This window comes from Streptomyces sp. NPDC111656, from assembly GCF_055656965.1.
Map to the genome: position 1 here is coordinate 96,457 of NZ_JBVKCA010000019.1, position 19,730 is coordinate 116,186.

Annotated in this window: 18 protein-coding genes; 8 read left to right on the forward strand and 10 right to left on the reverse strand. The window is 70.0% G+C overall.

Going from position 1 to position 19,730, the window contains the following annotated elements; translation table 11 throughout:
• Positions 1 to 81: 81 nt before the first annotated feature.
• The 3 genes from ACZ7M3_RS40600 to ACZ7M3_RS40610 form a co-directional block, all read right to left on the reverse strand.
• Positions 82 to 1,302: a L,D-transpeptidase gene (locus ACZ7M3_RS40600; protein WP_355309979.1), complete on the reverse strand. Its 1,221-nt coding sequence runs from the start codon at positions 1,300 to 1,302 to the stop codon at positions 82 to 84.
• A 219-nt stretch (positions 1,303 to 1,521) separates the two neighbouring features.
• Entirely contained in the window at positions 1,522 to 2,553 is a 1,032-nt protein-coding gene (locus ACZ7M3_RS40605; RefSeq protein WP_472070406.1) for a P1 family peptidase, read from the reverse strand.
• Positions 2,550 to 3,794 (reverse strand): low temperature requirement protein A, encoded by a 1,245-nt coding sequence (locus ACZ7M3_RS40610; protein WP_472070408.1) that lies wholly within the window; start codon positions 3,792 to 3,794, stop codon positions 2,550 to 2,552. Before ACZ7M3_RS40610 ends, ACZ7M3_RS40605 begins: the two co-directional genes overlap by 4 nt.
• A 104-nt stretch (positions 3,795 to 3,898) precedes the next feature.
• Here ACZ7M3_RS40610 and ACZ7M3_RS40615 point away from each other — a divergent pair, with 104 nt between their 5' ends.
• Positions 3,899 to 4,105, forward strand: a complete 207-nt coding sequence (locus tag ACZ7M3_RS40615) for a hypothetical protein (RefSeq protein ID WP_095854156.1) — start codon at positions 3,899 to 3,901, stop codon at positions 4,103 to 4,105.
• Between the two features lie 445 nt (positions 4,106 to 4,550).
• On the opposite strand, the gene mscL is transcribed toward ACZ7M3_RS40615, so the two are convergent.
• The 6 genes from mscL to ACZ7M3_RS40645 form a co-directional block, all read right to left on the reverse strand.
• Complete coding sequence (gene mscL, locus ACZ7M3_RS40620) at positions 4,551 to 5,021, reverse strand: large conductance mechanosensitive channel protein MscL (RefSeq protein ID WP_472070410.1); 471 nt, start codon at positions 5,019 to 5,021, stop codon at positions 4,551 to 4,553.
• 150 nt (positions 5,022 to 5,171) lie between these two features.
• On the reverse strand, positions 5,172 to 5,801 hold the full coding sequence (locus ACZ7M3_RS40625; protein WP_472070412.1) for a hypothetical protein: 630 nt from the start codon (positions 5,799 to 5,801) through the stop codon (positions 5,172 to 5,174).
• 216 nt (positions 5,802 to 6,017) lie between these two features.
• Positions 6,018 to 6,851 (reverse strand): S-methyl-5'-thioadenosine phosphorylase, encoded by an 834-nt coding sequence (locus ACZ7M3_RS40630; RefSeq protein WP_261687566.1) that lies wholly within the window; start codon positions 6,849 to 6,851, stop codon positions 6,018 to 6,020.
• Between the two features lie 115 nt (positions 6,852 to 6,966).
• Positions 6,967 to 7,278: an FmdB family zinc ribbon protein gene (locus ACZ7M3_RS40635; RefSeq protein ID WP_472070414.1), complete on the reverse strand. Its 312-nt coding sequence runs from the start codon at positions 7,276 to 7,278 to the stop codon at positions 6,967 to 6,969.
• Between the two features lie 68 nt (positions 7,279 to 7,346).
• The gene (locus ACZ7M3_RS40640) at positions 7,347 to 8,606 is read right to left on the reverse strand and encodes an MFS transporter (RefSeq protein WP_472070416.1); all 1,260 of its coding nucleotides are present in this window, start codon (positions 8,604 to 8,606) and stop codon (positions 7,347 to 7,349) included.
• Positions 8,607 to 8,874: 268 nt separating this feature from the next.
• Complete coding sequence (locus ACZ7M3_RS40645; protein ID WP_472070418.1) at positions 8,875 to 10,431, reverse strand: potassium/proton antiporter; 1,557 nt, start codon at positions 10,429 to 10,431, stop codon at positions 8,875 to 8,877.
• A 304-nt stretch (positions 10,432 to 10,735) separates the two neighbouring features.
• On the opposite strand from ACZ7M3_RS40645, the gene ACZ7M3_RS40650 reads away from it, so the two are divergent.
• The gene (locus ACZ7M3_RS40650) at positions 10,736 to 13,501 is read left to right on the forward strand and encodes a penicillin acylase family protein (protein ID WP_472070420.1); all 2,766 of its coding nucleotides are present in this window, start codon (positions 10,736 to 10,738) and stop codon (positions 13,499 to 13,501) included.
• 108 nt (positions 13,502 to 13,609) lie between these two features.
• Here the strand turns inward: ACZ7M3_RS40650 and ACZ7M3_RS40655 are convergent, their stop codons facing one another.
• Positions 13,610 to 14,185, reverse strand: coding sequence for a 5-formyltetrahydrofolate cyclo-ligase (locus ACZ7M3_RS40655; RefSeq protein WP_472070422.1), 576 nt, complete (start codon positions 14,183 to 14,185; stop codon positions 13,610 to 13,612).
• 132 nt (positions 14,186 to 14,317) lie between these two features.
• Between ACZ7M3_RS40655 and galU the strand changes: the two genes are divergently transcribed.
• The 6 genes from galU to sepX all read left to right on the forward strand — a co-directional run bounded on the left by galU (position 14,318) and on the right by sepX (position 19,693).
• On the forward strand, positions 14,318 to 15,220 hold the full coding sequence (gene galU, locus ACZ7M3_RS40660; RefSeq protein WP_450434308.1) for a UTP--glucose-1-phosphate uridylyltransferase GalU: 903 nt from the start codon (positions 14,318 to 14,320) through the stop codon (positions 15,218 to 15,220).
• A gap of 4 nt (positions 15,221 to 15,224) precedes the next feature.
• Positions 15,225 to 16,547, forward strand: a complete 1,323-nt coding sequence (gene glp, locus ACZ7M3_RS40665) for a molybdotransferase-like divisome protein Glp (protein ID WP_472070424.1) — start codon at positions 15,225 to 15,227, stop codon at positions 16,545 to 16,547.
• A 61-nt stretch (positions 16,548 to 16,608) separates the two neighbouring features.
• On the forward strand, positions 16,609 to 17,088 hold the full coding sequence (gene moaC / locus ACZ7M3_RS40670; RefSeq protein ID WP_053852462.1) for a cyclic pyranopterin monophosphate synthase MoaC: 480 nt from the start codon (positions 16,609 to 16,611) through the stop codon (positions 17,086 to 17,088).
• Complete coding sequence (locus tag ACZ7M3_RS40675; protein WP_472070426.1) at positions 17,085 to 17,597, forward strand: MogA/MoaB family molybdenum cofactor biosynthesis protein; 513 nt, start codon at positions 17,085 to 17,087, stop codon at positions 17,595 to 17,597. Before moaC ends, ACZ7M3_RS40675 begins: the two co-directional genes overlap by 4 nt.
• Positions 17,594 to 18,247 carry a GNAT family N-acetyltransferase gene (locus tag ACZ7M3_RS40680; RefSeq protein WP_054233071.1) on the forward strand — a complete coding sequence of 218 codons (654 nt, stop codon included), beginning with the start codon at positions 17,594 to 17,596 and terminating at the stop codon, positions 18,245 to 18,247. Before ACZ7M3_RS40675 ends, ACZ7M3_RS40680 begins: the two co-directional genes overlap by 4 nt.
• A gap of 177 nt (positions 18,248 to 18,424) precedes the next feature.
• Entirely contained in the window at positions 18,425 to 19,693 is a 1,269-nt protein-coding gene (gene sepX / locus ACZ7M3_RS40685; protein WP_472070428.1) for a divisome protein SepX/GlpR, read from the forward strand.
• Positions 19,694 to 19,730 lie beyond the last annotated feature (37 nt).

Consider the following 19,730-nt stretch of genomic DNA (forward strand, 5'->3'; position numbering starts at 1 on the left):
CCGAGAAAACGTACGGACAGAAAACGAGCGGGCCGCGCGGCAAGTTCCCGCGCGGCCCGCCGTGACGTCAACGGCCCCAGGTCAGACCGTACTTCCCGCGGTCCACGCACTCCAGGACATGTTCCAGCCGTTCAGTCCGTTGTCCGGCGAGACGGTCTTGTCGGGCGAGTTCTTCACCACTACGACGTCCCCGACGAGAGAGTTGTCGTAGAACCACTTCGCGCTGGTGTCGCCCTGCGCGCCCTGTACATCGGCGAGACCGACACATCCGTGGCTGGTGCCCTGCTGTCCGAAGGGCGGGTTCCCGCGGTTGTACCAGTAGTTGCCGTGGATGAAGGTCCCCGAAGACGTCAGTCGCATCGCGTGCGGCACGTCCGGGATGTCGTACTCGCCGCCGTAGCCCACCGTCGAGCCGTTCATCCGCGTCTGGACGAACTTCTCGGAGATCACCATCTGACCGTTGTACGTGGTGTGCTCCGGGCTGCCCGCCGAGATCGGCACCGACTTGAGCGTCTTGCCGTCACGCACGACCGTCATGGTCTGCGTGTTGACGTCGACCGTGGAGACCTGGGAGCGGCCGACGGTGAAGGTGACCGTCTTCTTCTGCACCCCGAAGACGCCGTTCGCGCCCTCGACGCCGTCCAGGTCGATCTTCATCGTGACCTTGGAACCGGCCTTCCAGTACGTCTCGGGCCGGAAGTCGAGCCGCTGCGAGCCGAACCAGTGCCCGGCCACCTGCTGGCCGCTGCTGGACGTGACCGTGATGTGCGACTGCACGGCCTTCTGGTTGCTGATCACCTTGTTGAAGTTGAACGACACCGGCATTCCGACGCCGACCGTGGTGCCGTTGTCGGGCGTGTACGTGCCGATGAAGCTGTTGCTCGAGGAGACCGTCGTGAAGATGGAGTTGGCGGCGGCCGTGCGCCCGCTCGCGTCCTTCGCGGTCGCCGAGATCTGGTACTTCGTGCCGCGCTCCAACTGCGCCGCCGGCTTCCAGCCGGTCCCGTCCGCGGTGATCGCCCCCGGCACCGCCGTCCCGGACCCCGACACCGTCATCTTCACGTCGGTCAGCTTGCCGTCGCTGACCTTCACGCCGGTCGCGTTGATGGACGCGTCCGTCGAACCGTCCTTGGCCGAGATGACGATCTTCGCCGTGGACGTCTTGGCCGAGGTACCGCCGTCCTTGCCGCCCTTGGCGTCGGCGCTGGCGTTGCCGCCGCAGCCGGTCAGGGCGAGGGCGCCGACCATCAGGGCGGCACAGGCCCCCAGTGCGCGCCGCGCTGTCATGTTCGGCGTTGTCACGGGCTACTCCAGTTTCTCGTGATGTGCGTGATCCGCTCCAGTGCGTGGAGAAAGAGCGAGCGGTGCCGCGAAGGGTTCCCGCCGTCCCCGGCCCAACACCGTCGCGTGACAGAACCGGGACAATCACCCACCGGGCCCAGACGAACTCCCCCTCCCCCTGACGCGACTTGGCGTCAGCGAGGGCAGCGGGCCACCCGCGGCCACGGGCCAGGACTCGTCCTAGGCGCTCCCGTACAGCTCCCCGTACGACGGCCACACCCCGCCCGGTCCGTCCACCGGGTCGGCCGCTCGTACCGCGCGGACGATCGCCCGGGTCACCAGATCCGCGCCCGCCGCGAGGATCTCGTTGAGGGCCAGGGGGTTGTCGGAATGGAGCGGGTGGGCGCCCGTGGCCAGGGCGAAGACCGTGTCGCCGTCGTTCAGGAGGTGGACCGGGCGGACGGCGCGCGCGATGCCGTCATGGGCCGTGCCGGCGAGCTTGTGGGCCTGGGCGCGGGTGAGATCGGCGTCGGTGGCGACGACGGCGAGTGTGGTGTTCAGCGGGGGAGGCGCGTTCTTCGCGGCGGCTTCGGCGAGCCGTCGCCGCGCCGCCTCGTGGACCTCGGCGGCTGGATAGGCCGTACGACCGTCTCGCAGCAGCTCCCCGTACAGCACCCCCGTCTCCGGATCCACCGCCGAACCCGCCGCGTTGGCCACCACCAGCGCGGCCACCGTGATCCCCGAGTCGAGCACGGCGCTCGCCGTCCCGATCCCGCCCTTGATCCGCCCGACCGTCGCCCCCGTCCCGGCGCCCACGCACCCCTCCGGCACCGGCGCGCCCGGCCCGCTCGCGTCGGCAGCCTCGACCGCGGCCCGGCCCGTGGCCGCGTCCGGCCTCGCCCGGAAGTCGCCACCGCGACCCAGGTCGAAGACACAGGCGGCGGGCACGACGGGCACGACGTGCGCAGGATCGAGGCCCACCCGCACCCCGCGGCCCCGCTCCTCCAGCCAGGCCATTACCCCGGACGCGGAGTCCAGCCCGTACGCGCTGCCGCCGGTCAGTACGACCGCCTCCACCTTCTGCACCAGGTTGCGCGGGTCGAGCGCGTCGGTCTCCTTGGTGCCGGGCCCGCCGCCGCGTACGTCCACGGCCGCGATGGCGCCGCCCGCAGGGGCGAGCACGACCGTGGTGCCGGTGAGCCAACCGTCGCCGGTACGCGTCGCGTGTCCCACGCGCAGCCCCGCGACATCCGTCAGAGCGTCAACTGTCATGTCTCCAGTGTTTCCCGCCCCGCGCTCCCCGCCCCCTCCGTTGTGACCATCCGTGCCGTCAGGACGACCCCGACCGCCACCGACAGCGCCGCCACGACGCCCGCCGCGAGCACCGCCCAGCTGTGCAGGAAGGTGCACAGGATCACCAGCAACGCCGTCGTCGGCAGGACGAGTTGCTGTGTGATGCCCATCTTGAAATGGCGCGCGTGCAACAGCCACACCGTGAGGAAGTACAGCGCCGTCGGCAATGTCACCGCGGCGGACGCGGCGAGCGTCGAGATCTGTGTCTTGCCGACCGCCTGCTCGACCGCGACCTCCAGGCCCGCGCCGATCGCCGCCGCCGACGCGAAGATCAAGTAGTGGCCGTATCCCCACAGGAACGCGTGGACGCTGGACCGCAGGCGTCCGTGGATGGGTACCACGAAGTAGATCCACCAGGCAGAGAAGACGATCAGCAGTCCGCCGGCGGCGATCGGCAACAGCTCGCCCAGCGCGTCGTGCGCGTCCACCGCCGACTTCACGGCCATCGTCGACGCGGCGATCGCCTCGCCCAGCACGATGATCGTGAACAGGCCGAACCGCTCGGAGACGTGGTGCGGATGCCAGGAGGTGACGAAGTCCTTCTCCGCGTACGCCGGGACGCACATCTCGGCGATCGCCATCACCAGGAACACCCAGGGACGCCCGTGCTCCGGCAGGACCAGCAGCCCCAGCCAGCCGACCTGGCACAGCAGCACACCTCCCGCGTACCGCAGCGCCATGGTTCTCTCGGGGCCCTTCGTGCCGCGGGCCACCCGCAGCCACTGGGCGATCAACGCGAACCGCATGATCACGTAGCCGAGCCAGACGGCCAGGTACACATGGTCCTCGAACGCCCGCGACACTCCGGCGGCGAGGACCAGGACACCGGCGATCTGCACCAGCGTCACGACCCGGTAGAGCGCGTCGTCGTTGTCGTACGCCGAGGAGAACCAGGTGAAGTTCATCCACGCCCACCAGATCGCGAAGAAGATCATTGCGTAGTTGAGGATGCCCTCGCCCGCGTGTCCCGCCGCCACGGCGTGCACCAGCTCGCCGCCCGCCTGGGCGATGGCCACGACGAAGCACAGGTCGAAGAAGAGCTCCAGCGGCGACGCGACGCGGTGCGCCTCGTCCCTCCTCCGGGCGGTCATTCTGCGCAGGGGCCCGAGTCGGGCCGTCCTGGGCGTCGGGGTGGGTTCGGAAGCGGCGCTGGACGTCATACGGCCAAGCACAGCAGAAAAGAGTCCAGGTCGCTCGGGTTGACGGCCGCAGGACGCGGCCGTAGCGGGGTGGGCCGGGGACCCCTCGGCGTACTCTGGGACGCATGAGTACCGGCCCTGCCCCCACCTCCGAACCGCGTGACGCGTCCGCACCGCGCGATCCGAAGTCCGCGCTGATCTTCGACGATCCGCTGAGCCAGCAGTCCTCGGACGACACGGACCGGGGATGGGGCGAGCAGTCCGGCGGTGACGGTGACAGCGTGGCGGACCTGAAGCGGTTCCTCGACGAGAAGCCGCCGCACCACCTCTGAGCCGCCGTACCTCGGCGCCGGCTGCCGCCGACCCCGCCATGGCGAGCGCCGGTCCCGAAGCCACCGCGCCCGGACCCGCGGTCGCGGATCCCGGCCTGGGGAGAACGAAGGACGATTCCGATCGTCCGGAGCCGGCCACCGAGAGTCTCAAGCCTGGCCCGGATCGTGCGGGGTCGACTTCCGAGCTTCCCGGGCGGGCACCCGACGGTCCGGAGCCGACCTCCGAGCTTCCCGAACCTGATGCCGACGGTCCGGGATCGCGCTTCGAGCCTCGGGAGCAGGCCGCCGGGCCTTCGTATCCCTACGGCGACTGCCCGGCACCAGTCCGGACGATTCCGGGGTCCGACTCCGATGGTCCGCAGCCGGCCTCGGAGCTTCCCGAGCCCGACCCCCATCGCCTGGCGTCGGCCCCCGGGCTTCCGCAGGCCGACCCCGGTCTTCTCCGTCAGTGCCGGCTGTTGCCCGAACCGCGCTGGGCCACCAGGGCGTCGCGGATTTCCTTGAGCACCTCCAGCTCGGACACCTCGATGACCTCCTGGGTGCCCTCCTTCGCCTTCTGCCGGGCCGCCTGCCGGGCCAGGAACTTCGACATCGGCAGGACCATCAGGAAGTAGACGACGGCCGCGGTGATCACGAAGCTGAGCGTGGCGCCCAGCACGGAGCCCCACATGATCCGGATGCCCGTCGCCGTGTCCCCGGTGCCGGTGCAGCGGGGTTCGAGGCAGGAGCTGTAGCTGTCGAGGTTCTTCGTGCCTATCGCACCCACCAGCGGGTTGATGATGCCCTTCACCACCGAGTTGACGATGTTGGTGAAGGCCGCGCCGATGACCACCGCGACGGCCAGGTCGATGACGTTGCCCCGCATCAGAAAGGCCTTGAAGCCCTCCAAGACACCGGGTTGCTTCTTCTCGCTCACCAAGAGGCCCCTCTGCACAAGTTGTGGAACAAACAGCTCCGCAACCTACGGCAGGGCCCGCCGGACCTGTCCAATTCGGTAGCACCATCGAGCGAGTTGACACCGATTCGATATCCAGGAAGTCCGGCAGTACGGCATTGCGCACGACGCTCAACACAGCGTCACCGCCAGCCGTGCCGTCGTGCCCGCGCCCGCCAGTCGCGCCGCCGTGGCCCGGGGCACGGAGAGGACCACCAGCGCCCCGGTCTCGGTGGCGGCGAAGTCCGGAACCTCGGCCACCCGTGCCCCGGCCGCGACCACGCGGCCCTCGCCGCTCCCGTCCGCCGCGATCACGTCGACCCGGTCGCCCGGCCTGAGCAGCCGCACCGTGGCCGCGTCGGCGATCCGCACCGGCGCCGCCACCGTCTCCACCGCGCCCCGCCCCCGCACGGACGCGGTAGCGGAAGGGGAAGAGAGGGAAGGCGGAGAAGAGGACATGGGGGAGGAAGCGGACGTGGAGGGGGAAGCCGCCGAGGGATGGCCCCGTGCCCGCCCGGAGTCACCGGGGCCCGCCGCCACGAGGGCCGCCGCCGTGACGGCGAGTCCCGCGGCCACGGCCCGCCGCTTGTGACGGGTGAGGCGCCGCAGCCCGTACCGCCCCCCGCGCACGTGCACGGGGGCGAACTGCGGCACCTCGCGGATCGGAGGCGCGTCCACACCGGGCGGACGTACAGGATCCGTGCCCGGTGCCCGTACGAGATCCGTGTCCAGCGGGCGTACAAGAGGAGCGTGCTGTGCCATGGGACCACCACCTGCGACGAGGGATCGGCTTGCGATCCCACGATGAGGCCTCGCGGCGGAGCCCGTCGGCGCCGGTGGACTACCGACGAGTTGTGGACAACTCCCTCACCCGAACGGGAAGTTCCACGGCGTGGGAACGCCCGTCAGCGCCTGGCGGAGCCCATCGGCGCCCGGCAGCACCCGTTGGCACTCACCGAGCGCCCGTCGAGGCCATCGTCACGGCAGCTCGAAACCCGGGTCCATACCACCCAGCGCCTTCGTGCACAGACAGTCCCGCGTCCCGTTCTGCGGCAGGGCCGCCACCGCGTCGTACAACACGTCCCGCAGCCGGTCCACGTTCGACGCGAACACCTTCAGCACGTCGTCGTGCGAGACGCCCTCGCCGGCCTCCGCGCCCGCGTCGAGGTCGGTGACCAAGGTCAACGAGGTGTAGCAGAGCTGGAGTTCACGGGCGAGCGCGGCCTCGGGGTGGCCGGTCATGCCCACCACGGACCAGCCCTGCGCCTGGTGCCACAGCGACTCGGCGCGGGTGGAGAACCGCGGTCCCTCGATCACCACGAGCGTGCCGCCGTCCACCGGCTCCCAGTCACGCCCGCGCGCCGCTTCGAGGGCGGCCTTGCGGCCGACGGGGCAGTAGGGGTCGGCCAGCGACACGTGCACGACGTTCGGCACGGTGCCGTCCGGCAGCGGCAGCCCGTCGAAGAACGTCTGCGTCCGCGTCTTCGTACGGTCGACGAGCTGGTCCGGCACGAGCAGCGTTCCCGGCCCGTACTGGGGGCGCAGTCCGCCCACCGCGCACGGTCCGAGGACCTGACGGGCGCCCACGGAGCGCAGCGCCCAGAGGTTGGCCCGGTAGTTGATGCGGTGCGGCGGCAGATGGTGGCCGCGGCCGTGGCGGGGAAGGAAGGCGACCCGTCGCCCGGCGATCTCACCGAGGAACAGGGAGTCGCTCGGCGGCCCGTACGGGGTCTCGACTTGTATCTCGGTCACATCGTCGAGGAAGGAGTAGAAGCCCGAGCCGCCGATGACACCGATCTCTGCGTTCGCCATGACGATCACAGTAGCGGGCTTCGAAGATCTGACCCCGAAAACGTCGAGGACCCTGTCTCCCGAAAACGCCGAGGACCCCATCGTCGTACGACGACAGGGTCCCCGCGAGAAAGTCCTACGCGGCCGAGCTGCTGCTCGACGAGCCGCTGCCCGACGACTTCGAGTCCGACGAGGACGACGAGGTCGTCGACGGCGAGGACGAAGTCGAAGCGGTCGACGGCTTGGACGCCGGCGAGCTGCTCGACGAGGAGCCACGGCTGTCATTGCGGTAGAAGCCGGAGCCCTTGAAGACAATGCCGACGGCCGAGAACACCTTCTTCAGGCGTCCACCGCAGTTGGGGCACTCGGTCAGGGCATTGTCGGTGAACTTCTGCACCGCCTCGAGGCCCTCGCCACACTCGGTGCACTGGTACTGGTAGGTCGGCACTTGTCTTCCTCCTGGCACTCTCACTCAATGAGTGCTAACGACGATCCATACTGACGTATTCCGTGGGATCAGTCCACTGTCACCGGCACTCGGTGACCGACGCCACGTGCGACGGTGCGTCCGGTGGGCCGCGTGGCCAGTCGTGAGCGCAGGGCCACCAGGGTCGCCAGCGCCAGTGCCGTACCGGCCATCGGCACCAGGAATCCGGCACCGTTCCACAGGCGGTCCTCCAGCTGTCCGGCGACCGTGACGGCCGCCGCCTGGCCGAGCGCGACGGCGCCGGTCAGCCAGGTGAAGGCCTCGGTGCGGGCGCCCGCCGGGACCAGGCCCTCGACCAGCGTGTAGCCGGTGATCAGGGACGGAGCGATGCACATGCCGACCAGGAGGCCGATCGCGGCGAGCACGACCACGGAGTGCGCGGCCCACAGTCCGCACGCGGCGAGCGCCAGGGCGGCGTAGCCGATGACGAGCCGCCGCTGCGGGGCCACCTTCCAGGCGATGGCGCCGCAGACGACGCCGGAGAGCATGTTGCCCGCGGCGAAGACGCCGTAGAGGACGCCGTTCAGACCGGGCTCGCCGATCGACTCGCTGAACGCGGCGAGTGAGACCTGCATGCCGCCGAAGACGGAGCCGATGCCCAGGAAGGTCACGATCAGCACGCGCACTCCGGGGACCCGCAGCGCGGAACCGTGCTCCACGCGCGTGTGCCCGGCGGCGACAGCGGGCTGGGTGCTCTTCTGCGCGGCGAAGAGGAGACCGCCGATCAGGGTCAGCCCGGCCTCGGTCAGCAGGCCCGCGGCCGGGTGCACGGCGGTGCACAGCGCCGTGGCGAGCAGCGGGCCGAACACGAAGGTCAGCTCGTCCGTGACGGACTCGAAGGCCGCCGCGGTGGTCATCAGGGGCGAGTCCTGCAGTTTCACGCCCCAGCGGGCGCGCACCATGGGCCCGACCTGGGGCACCGAGGCGCCGGTCGGCACGGCGGCGAGGAAAAGAGCCCACAGGGGGGCGTCCGTCAGCGCCAGCGCCGTCAGGGAGAGGCCCGCCAGGGCGTGCACCAGGACGCCGGGCAGCAGAACGGCCCGCTGGCCGTGGCGGTCGGCGAGACGGCCGGTGAAGGGTGCGAACAGCGCCATGGAGACGCCGGTGACGGCGGCGACGGCGCCGGCGGCCCCGTACGAGCCGGTGGTGTGCTGGACGAGAAGTACGAGGGAGAGCGTCAGCATCGCGAAGGGCTGACGTGCGGCGAAGCCGGGAAGCAGGAACGTCCAGGCGCCGCGGGTGCGCAGCAGCTGTCCGTATCCGGGGCGGGAGGTGACCGTGGATGCCACGGCCCGTGCCTTTCTGCCACCTGGTAGCGCGGCCCCTTTTGTTGGGCGGGGGCGCCGAGAGCTGTCCTCTTGCGCGGAACTGCGGTAGATGCCGCGCCGCCCACTGCGGGGACGTCGCGACCGCCATACGGTCGCGCCAGCTCTGCTTCAGGCAGAGTTGGTTCGATCAAGTGCCTTCATCGTACAGGGGCGAGTGCTGCGGTGCCTGTGAAAGTGAGCACCATGGCGGTGTTCGCCTGTGAATGCACATCGCCCCTTAATGCCCCGTTTACTGTCCGGAATGTCGGGAGTGCGGTCCGGTGCCGTTGCCCGCGAGGCCCAGCCAGCCCGCCAGCTTGCCGCCCTGGCCCACCGCGCGCAGCCGTCGCTCGGCCGCGTCCCGGACCGGGTCGGTGGTCACCACGAGCAGCTCGTCGCCGCGGCGCAGGACGGTCGTGGGCAGCGGCACGAAGGAGGTCCCGTCGCGCACGACGAGGGTGACGGCGGCCCCCGAGGGCATGCGCAGCTCGGCCACCTCCACGCCGTGCATGCGGGAGCCCTTCGGGATCGCGACGGACAGCAGATGGCCGCGCAGTCGCTCCAGGGGCGCCGATTCGATCCCGAGGTCGGCGGCGCCCTCGGACTCGCCCAGCCGCAGCTTGCGGGCCAGCCAGGGCAGCGTGGGGCCCTGGATGAGGGTGTAGGCGACGACCAGGACGAAGACGATGTTGAAGATCCGGCGGCTCTCCGAGATGCCGCTCACCATCGGGATGGTCGCCAGGATGATGGGCACGGCACCGCGCAGGCCCGCCCAGGACAGCAGCGTCTGCTCCTGCCACGGGATCCGGAAGGGCAGCAGGCCGACCACGACGCTCAGAGGGCGCGCCACCATGGTGAGCGCCAGGCCGATGACGAGGGCCGGCACGATGTCGTCGCCCATCTCGTGCGGGGTGACCAGCAGGCCGAGCAGGACGAACATGCCGATCTGGGCGATCCAGCCGAGCCCTTCGGCGAAGCCTCGGGTGGCGGGCCAGTGCGGCAGTTTGGCGTTGCCGAGCATCATCGCCGCGAGGTAGACGGCGAGGAAGCCGCTGCCGTGCGCGAGCGCGCCGGCGGCGTAGGCGGTGACCGCGATCGCCATCACGGCGATCGGGTAGAGGCCGGAGGCGGGCAGCGCCACGTGCCGCAGCCCCCAGGAGCCGAGCCAGCCCACCGCGAGGCCGATGGCCGCGCCGATGGCCAGCTCCAGGGCTATCTCGCCCAGCAGCACGTACCAGTGCTCCACGGGGCCCGCTGTGCAGAACGCGACGACGAGGATGACCACCGGGGCGTCGTTGAAGCCGGACTCGGCCTCCAGGATGCCCGTCACGCGCGCGGGGAGGGGTACTTTCCGCAGCACCGAGAAGACGGCCGCCGCGTCCGTCGAGGACACCACCGCGCCGATGATGAGCGCCTGCCGCCATTCCAGGCCGATCAGGTAGTGGGCGGCCGTGGCCGTCACTCCGACGCTCACCGCGATGCCGACCAGTGCCAGCGAGGTGGCCGCCGGCAGGGCCGGCTTGATTTCCTTCCACTTCGTGCCGAGGCCGCCCTCGGCCAGGATCACGACCAGGGCCGCGTATCCGATGACCTGCGTCAGTTCGGCGTTGTTGAAGTGGACGTCGCCGACCCCGTCCTGGCCCATGGCGATGCCGATGCCGAGGTAGACGAGCAGGCTGGGGAGCCCGCTGCGCGAAGAGATACGAACCGCTGCCACCGCGACGAGCAGAACGAGCGAGCAGACGAGCAGGAGCTGGTTGAGGTGGTGGACAGTCAGCGGCTGTTCCCTTCTCGCCAATCCGGGCACTGGATTCGAACGTGTGGATGTGAACACGTCGATTCGATGTGATCGCGTCGAGGTCGACGCGTGGAATCGAGGTGATCGCGTGGATCCCAGCATGTCGATCCGACCACCCGAAGTCGGTACATGAGTCCAAGTACTTCGTTACCTTACCTAACTCTTGACGCTTTCTTGACACTCCAGGGGCCGAGATCGAACGCCCGTCCGTCCTCTACCCGACTCCGCGTCAAGGCGCGTCGGGCCCTGCGCCTATGGTTGCTCCAGCACTCCAGGACCGCCTGCCGCTCGCGTTAGGACAGCAAGGACAGCGATGCCCCCGAACACCACCGCCTCTTCCGGCCAGAAGCCGGGCAAGTCCGGCAGGAAGAAGGGGCGCAAGGCCCGACTGTTCCTGATCGTCCTGGTTCTGGCCCTCTTCGGAGGCGTTGCCTATGGCGGCTACTGGGGGGTCAGTACCGTCCGTGCCTCCTTCCCGCAGACCAAGGGCTCCCTCACACTCGACGGGCTGTCGGGCCCCGTGGACGTCAAACGGGACGGCAATGGGATCCCGCAGATCTACGCCTCCTCCGACGAGGACCTGTTCATGGCGCAGGGTTACGTCCAGGCGCAGGACCGGTTCTACGAGATGGACGTACGCCGTCACATGACCTCGGGCCGACTGTCCGAGATGTTCGGCTCCGGCCAGGTCAAGAACGACGAGTTCCTGCGCACGATGGGCTGGGACCGGGTCGCCAAGGAGGAGTACGACAAGAAACTGTCGGCCTCCACGAAGAAGTACCTCCAGGCGTACGCCAAGGGAGTCAACGCCTACCTGAAGGGCAAGGACGGCGAGGACATCTCCCTGGAGTACGCGGCCCTTGGTTTCACCAACGACTACAAGCCCCAGGAGTGGACCCCGGTCGACTCGGTCGCGTGGCTGAAGGCGATGGCCTGGGACCTGCGCGGCAACATGCAGGAAGAGATCGACCGCTCCCTGATGACCAGCCGTCTGGGCCCGAAGCAGATCGCCGACCTGTACCCGGAGTACCCCTACAGCCGGAACAAGACGATCACCCAGGAAGGCCAGTACGACAGCGTCACGGGGTCGTACGTCCAGGGCAGCAGTACGACGGCGGGCAGCGGGACGCAGTCCACAGCGGGCACCGGCCTCGCGGGAAACACCACCGCGCCCGACGGCCTGCAGAGCCAGCTCTCCAAGCTCTACAACGTGCTCGACAACGTGCCCACCGCCGTCGGCGTGAACGGCAACGGCATCGGCTCGAACTCCTGGGTCGTCGCGGGCGAGCACACGATCACCAACAAGCCGTTGCTGGCCAACGACCCGCACCTGTCGGCCTCGCTGCCCTCGGTCTGGTACCAGATGGGCCTGCACTGCACGAGCGTCTCCAGCAAGTGCCAGTACGACGTCTCCGGCTACACCTTCGCGGGCATGCCCGGCGTGGTCATCGGCCACAACCAGGACATCGCCTGGGGCATGACCAACTCCGGGGTCGACGTCACCGACCTCTACCTGGAGAAGATCACCGGCGAGGGCTACGAGTACGACGGCAAGGTGCTGCCCTTCACGACCCGCAAGGAAACGATCAAGGTCGCGGGCGGCGCGGACAAGACGATCGTCGTCCGGGAGACCAAGGACGGGATGCCGCTGCTCTCCGACCGCGACGACGAACTGGTCAAGGTCGGCAAGAAGGCCACCGTCGACAGCGGGGCACCCGACCGCGGCGACGGATACGCCATCGCGCTGCGCTGGACCGCCCTGGACCCGGGCAACTCCATGGACGCCGTCTTCCAGCTGGACAAGGCGTCGAACTGGTCCGAGTTCCGCACGGCGGCCGCGTCCTTCGACGTGCCCTCGCAGAACCTGATCTACGCCGACACCAACAACCACATTGGCTACCAGCTGCCGGGCAAGATCCCGACCCGGTCGAAGGGCGACGACGGCTCGCTCCCCTCGCCCGGCTGGGACTCCAAGTACCAGTGGACCGGCTACATCAAGCAGTCCGAGCTGCCCTACGAGTACGACCCGAAGCGCGGCTACATCGTGACCGCCAACCAGGCGGTCGTCGACAAGGACAAGTACCCCTACACGCTCACCACGGACTGGGGTTACGGAACGCGCAGCCAGCGGATCTCCGATCTCATCGAGGCGAAGATCAAGGGCGGCGGCAAGATCTCGACCGACGACATGCGCCAGATGCAGCTCGACGACAGCAGTGAGATCGCCAAGCTGATCGTGCCCAAGCTGCTCAAGATCGACGTCGCCGACAAGAACGTCCGCGACGCGCAGAAGCTCCTGGAGGGCTGGGACTACACCCAGGACGCCGACTCCGCGGCGGCCGCGTACTTCAACGCGACCTGGCGCAACATCCTCAAGCTCGCCTTCGGCAACAAGCTGCCCAAGGAGCTGCGGGTCAAGGGCCAGTGCCTGAACGTCGCCCCGGTCGACTCCACCGGCCCCGCGGACGAGAACCAGACCGTGCGCGAGTGCGGCCAGCGTGAGGCGGACCAGGCGCAGCCGGACGGCGGCGACCGCTGGTTCGAGGTGGTCCGCAAGATCATCGACGATCAGAACAACGACTGGTGGAAGGCGCCCAAGACGCGCCTCGACAAGGCGGCCGACAACCGGGACGAGCTGTTCGCGCGGGCCATGAAGGACGCCCGCTGGGAGCTGACCGCCAAGCTCGGCAAGGACATGGACACCTGGAGCTGGGGCCGGCTGCACCGCCTGTTCCTGAAGAACCAGACCCTGGGCACCGAAGGTCCCGGCGTCCTGCAGTACATGCTCAACCGCGGCCCCTGGAAGCTCAGCGGCGGCGAGGCGACGGTCAACGCGACCGGCTGGAACGCCGCGGGCGGCTACGGAGTGGTCTGGGTGCCGTCCATGCGAATGGTGGTCAACCTCGACGACTTCGACAAGTCGAGGTGGATCAACCTCTCCGGCGCCTCCGGGCACGCCTTCAGCGCCCACTACACCGACCAGACGGACAAGTGGGCCAAGGGCGAACTGCTGCCGTGGTCCTTCTCGGACAAGGCGGTCGACAAGAGCACGAGCGACACCCTGGTGCTCAAGCCGTGAGCCATTGACGGCGACCACGAGTCGATGAACGCGACCGTGAGTCACTGACGGCGACAGGCGAAAGGGCCCTCCACACGCGTGGAGGGCCCTTTCGGCTACCCGGACCCGTCAGTCGAAGCGGCGCACCCCCGAAGGCGTCACCACCGCGTGGACGGGACGGTCGTGAGGTTCCGCCGGGACGTGCGCGACGACCTCCGCGTCGTACAACAGCACCACCAGCGCGGGATCGGCCCCCGCGCGCTCCAGGCGGGCCAGTACGCGGTCGTACGAGCCGCCGCCGCGCCCCAGACGCATTCCGCGCCGGTCCACGGCCAGGCCGGGCAGCAGGACGGCGTCGGCCTCCTGGACGGCCTCGGGGCCGAGCCGCTCACCCGCCGGCTCCAGGAGAGCCATCCGGCCTCCGTGTTGGACCTGCTCCAGGGAGCCCGCTCCGGCGTACGCGCCCCAGTCCAGGTCGTTGTCCGCCATCAGGACCGGCAGCAGCACGCGCGCCCCGCGCGTGTGGAGCGCGTCCAGGAGTGCGAGGGTGCCCGGCTCGCTCCCCACGGAGACGTACGCCGCCACCGTGCGCGCGTGCGCCAGCTCCGGCAGCTCCAGCGCCCGCCGGGCCAGGGCCCCGGCGGATTCCTGCAGGTCGTAGGGTGTCAACCTGTTTCTCACCGCGAGGAATCCTCGCCGCAACATTCGCTTGTCAGGCTCTGCCGCACGTCCCACGTGGCTCACAGCTCACTCCGTACCGTTCCTTATGCGCTCATATGAGAGCTATTTAACGGGACCAACAGATTGCGCTCATAGCCACCGGATATGGTTACGCGCATGACTGAGTCGCACCCCAGGATCAGCAAGGCTGTCATCCCCGCAGCAGGCCTCGGCACCCGGTTCCTGCCGGCCACCAAAGCCACTCCCAAAGAGATGCTGCCGGTCGTCGACAAGCCGGCGATCCAGTACGTGGTCGAAGAGGCCGCGTCGGCTGGTCTCGACGACGTTCTGATGATCACCGGCCGCAACAAGCGCCCCCTCGAGGACCACTTCGACCGCAATTATGAGCTGGAGTCCGCCCTTCAGAAGAAGGGCGACGCCAACCGGCTCGCCAAGGTCCAGGAGTCCAGCGACCTGGCCACCATGCACTACGTGCGCCAGGGCGACCCCAAGGGCCTCGGTCACGCCGTCCTGTGTGCGGCGCCGCACGTCGGCCACGAGCCCTTCGCCGTGCTCCTCGGCGACGACCTGATCGACCCCCGCGACCCCCTTCTCGCCCGCATGGTCGAGGTCCAGGAGCAGCACGGCGGCAGCGTCATCGCGCTCATGGAGGTCGAGCCCGAGCAGATCCACCTCTACGGCTCCGCGGCCGTCGAGACCACCGCCGAGGGCGACCTCGTCAAGGTGACGGGCCTGGTCGAGAAGCCGGACCCGGCGGACGCGCCCAGCAACTACGCGATCATCGGGCGCTACGTCCTCGACCCGCACATCTTCGACATACTCCGCAAGACCGAGCCGGGCCGCGGCGGCGAGATCCAGCTCACCGACGCCCTCCAGCAGCTCGCGCAGGACGAGAAGGTCGGCGGCCCCGTGCACGGCGTCGTCTTCAAGGGCCGCCGTTATGACACCGGCGACCGAGGCGACTATCTGCGTGCCATTGTCAGGCTCGCGTGCGAACGTGAGGACCTGGGCCCGGACTTCCGGACCTGGCTTCGCAGTTACGTAGCCGAGGAGATGTAGGAACTTGAGCAGCGCCGCGACCCGTGTCACCGGCCAGGACCACCTCTGGTCGGTGACCGAGCACCTGGAGGACATCCTCGCGACCGTTCGCCCTCTCGAACCCATCGAGCTGCAACTCCTCGACGCCCAGGGCTGTGTCCTGGTCGAGGACGTCACGGTGCCGGTCTCCCTGCCGCCGTTCGACAACAGCTCGATGGACGGGTACGCGGTCCGGGTCGCCGATGTCGCGGGCGCGAGCGAGGAGTACCCGGCGGTCCTCACGGTCGTCGGCGACGTCGCGGCCGGCCAGGGCGAGCAGCTCCGTGTGGGCCCCGGTGAGGCCGCCCGCATCATGACCGGCGCCCCGCTGCCGCCCGGCGCCGAGGCCGTCGTCCCGGTGGAGTGGACCGACGGCGGCCTGGGGGAGGGTCCCGTCTCCGGGATGCGCGCCCGCAGCGCGGCCCCCGAGGGCGCCTCCGGCCAGGTGCACGTCCACCGCCCGGCCGAGGCACGCGCGCACGTGCGCGCGAAGGGCAGCGACGTGAAGGCGGGAGACCGCGCCCTCGAAGCAGGCACGATCCTCGGCCCGCCGCAGATCGGCCTGCTCGCCGCGATCGGCCGCGGCACCGTACGCGTGCGCCCGCGCCCGCGCGTGGTCGTCCTGTCCACCGGCAGCGAACTCGTCCAGCCCGACGAGCCGTTGGGCAGCGGCCAGATCTACGACTCCAACAGCTTCGCCCTGTGCGCCGCCGCCCGCGACGCCGGGGCCATCGCCTACCGGGTGGGCGCGGTCGCCGACGACGCCGAGACGCTCCGCGCCACCATCGAGGACCAGCTCATCCGCGCGGACCTGCTGGTCACCACGGGCGGCGTGAGCGTCGGCGCGTACGACGTCGTCAAGGAGGCCCTGTCCTCGGTGGGCGACGAGGACGAGGAGGGCAGCGGCATCGACTTCCGCAAGCTCGCCATGCAGCCCGGCAAGCCCCAGGGCTTCGGCACGATCGGCCCCGAGCACACCCCGCTGCTCGCGCTCCCCGGCAACCCCGTCTCGTCGTACGTCTCCTTCGAGCTGTTCGTCCGCCCCGCGATCCGCACCCTGTCGGGCCTGGACGACATCCACCGCCCCACCACCACGGCGACCCTGGAGACGGGCAAGGCGCTGACCTCGCCGGACGGCCGCCGGCAGTTCCTGCGCGGGAGGTACGTCGACGGCAAGGTGACCCCGGTCGGCGGCGCCGGATCCCACCTGGTCGCGGCCCTCGCCCAGGCCGACGCGCTGATCGTCGTCCCCGAGGACGTCACCTCGGTCGAGCCCGGCACCGAGGTCGAAGTGGTCCTGCTCGGCTGAGTGCCCCGAGTGGCGGTACCGTGTCGCGCACAAGAGGCCCGACCGGGAGCGCCGCGCAGACATGAGTACGCAGGACCGACTGACCCACATCGACGAGGCGGGCGCCGCCCGCATGGTCGACGTCTCCGGGAAGGACGTGACCGCGCGCACCGCCCGCGCCAGCGGCCGTGTCCTGGTCTCGCCCCGTGTGATCGAACTGCTGCGCGGTGAGGGCGTCCCCAAGGGCGACGCCCTGGCCACCGCGCGCATCGCGGGCATCATGGGCGCCAAGCGCACCCCGGATCTGATCCCGCTCTGTCACCCGTTGTCGGTCTCGGGTGTCAAGCTTGATCTGTCGGTCGCGGACGACGCCGTCGAGATCCTCGCCACCGTGAAGACCACCGACCGTACGGGCGTCGAGATGGAGGCCCTCACCGCGGTCAGCGTGGCGGCCCTCACCGTGATCGACATGGTCAAGGCGGTCGACAAGGGGGCGGTCATCACGGACGTACGGGTGGAAGAGAAGACCGGCGGAAAGTCGGGCGACTGGAGCCGGGCATGACGACACCGTCGTACCGCGCGCTCGTGGTCACGGCCTCGAACAGAGCCGCCGCGGGGGTCTACGAGGACAAGGGCGGCCCCTTGATCGCCAAGGGGCTCACGGCGTACGGCTTCGAGGTCGACGGCCCCCGGGTGGTGCCGGACGGAGACCCCGTGGAGGTGGCACTGCGCGCGGGTGTCGACGCCGGGTACGACGTGATCGTGACGACGGGCGGTACGGGGATCTCGCCCACCGACCGGACGCCCGAGGCGACCCGGCGCGTACTCGATCACGAGGTGCCGGGCATTCCCGAGGCCATCAGGGCGTTCGGGAGAGAGAAGGTGCCCACGGCGGCGCTGTCCCGGGGGCTCGCCGGAGTCGCGGGACGGACGTTGATCGTCAACCTGCCGGGTTCCACCGGCGGGGTGAAGGACGGCCTGGCCGTTCTGGAGCCCCTTCTGATCCACGCCGTCGACCAGATCCGTGGCGGCGACCACCCCAGACCCAGCGGCAGTGGGGGTGCGAGCTGAACAGCCCATCCTGGCCCGTCGAGCTGGTGGACGGCGATGTCGTCCTTCGGCCGATAAAGGTGCGCGACCAGCGGGCCTGGCGCGAGGTGAACCGGCGCAACCGGGACTGGCTGCGGCCCTGGGAGGCGACGATTCCGCCACCCACGCCCAGCGGTCCGATAGCGCACCGGCCGACCTACCGCCAGATGGTCCGGCATCTGCGCGCCGAGGCCAACGCGGGCCGGATGCTGCCCTTCGTCATCGAGTACCAGGGCCGTCTGGTCGGGCAGCTGACCGTCGCCGGGATCACCTGGGGATCGATGTGCTCCGGGCACATCGGCTACTGGGTGGACCAGTCGGTGGCGGGGCGCGGAGTGATGCCGACGGCCGTGGCGATGGTGACCGACCACTGCTTCCGCACGGTCGGACTGCACCGCATCGAAGTCTGCATTCGCCCGGAGAACGGGCCGAGCCGCCGAGTGGTGGAGAAACTCGGATTCCGCGAGGAAGGGCTCAGGCCGCGCTATCTGCACATCGACGGGGCCTGGCGGGACCATCTCGTCTTCGCACTCACCGCGGAAGAGGTACCGGAGGGGTTGCTGGGGCGTTGGCGGCGGGCACGATCGATGCAGGCCCGTTCGGAGAACCAGAGCAAGCCCGGCACTCAGTAAATGAAATGTATGTTCGAAATTGATCGGTGCGTGATCGGCTCGGGGCATTAAATTCGCGCTCCCTGCGGCCTGCTGATCGCATCGGTCACAAAAAAAGCTCGAAATATCAGCCGGATCGTGCGACACACCGGCCGAATTGGCAGATGGCCTCACGCAAACCCCTCTACCGTGTGAGGCGTGAGCAGCAGCGGCCTCATCTACGCAGTCATCGTCGGGGCCTGGGCCGCCTACTTGGTGCCGATGTGGCTCCGTAGGCAGGACGAGCTGAACGAAGCCCGTCCGACGGAACGCTTCAGCACCGCCATCCGGCTGCTGTCCGGACGGGCGGGAATGGAGCGCCGGTACGCCAAGGACTTGCGGGCGCGCTCCGCCGAGGAGGGGGAGCCCAGCGCCGATCCGGACGCCGTCACCGACTCGGTGGACGTCCGGGCCTTCGCCATGCCTCCGGTCCGGCAGCAGACCAAGGCCCAACTCCCGCCGCCCGCCCGGCCCGAACCGCAGCAGGCGCCACAGGCCGCCGCCCGGCAGGGTGCCCCACAGGGCTCCTCGACGGCCGGCCGGGCGGTGCCGCAGCAGTCGGCTCCACCCGAGCCGAACTCGGGCTCGGGCCCGGGCTCGGCATCGGACTCAGGATCGGATTCGGCCAACTCCGGGGCTTCCAGAGTTCCGGCCGCACGGCGGGCCTCCGCGGCGGAGGCCGCGGCGCGCGCCCGGCGCTCGAAGGTGCTCGCGCGCCGACGGCGTACGACCGTGATGCTCTTCCTCGCCTTCACGCTCGGCGCGATCGTGGCGGCCGTCGGGGGGCTCGCGTTCCTGTGGGCGCCCGGCGTGCCCGCCGTGATGCTGAGCTCGTACATCGTGTACCTGCGCGCCCAGGAGCGACGGCGCTTCACGTACACCATGGACCGGCGCCGGGCCGAGGCCGCGGCGCAGCGGCTCAGGGAGCGGCAGCCGCGTCGGCGGCCCGCCCTCGACCCCGGCGCCGACGAGCCCGACGACAGTCCCGAGCCGGAGACCGACCCCGGTCTGTCCGCGCTCGCGGCCGACCGCCGCGCCCTCGTCGAGCAGACCGACCACGCCGAGTGGGTCGACCAGCAGCGTGAGCGTCAGCGGGGCCCCGGCCGGGGCGACAGCTGGGATCCGGTGCCGGTTCCGCTGCCCACGTACGTGACCGCGCCGGTCGCGCCCCGGGCCACGTCCAGTGTCGATCTGGGGGCGCCGGACGCGTGGAGCTCGGCGCGCTCCAGCGCCGCGGAGCCGAGCGAGCCGGAGGCGGAGTCCGCCGCCGAGGAGGGCCACGAAGCCGCCGAGACGGCCGAGGCCGCCGATGACGGTCGCAGTGACGCCCGGCGTGCCGCGTCCGCCCGGCGGGCCCGTGAGCGCGGTCGCACTCCGCTGTTCGACCAGTACGAGGACGGCGAACGGCCGCGTGCCGCCAACGAATGACCAGGCGCTCGGGAGCCCCGGCTGACCTGCCAGGAAC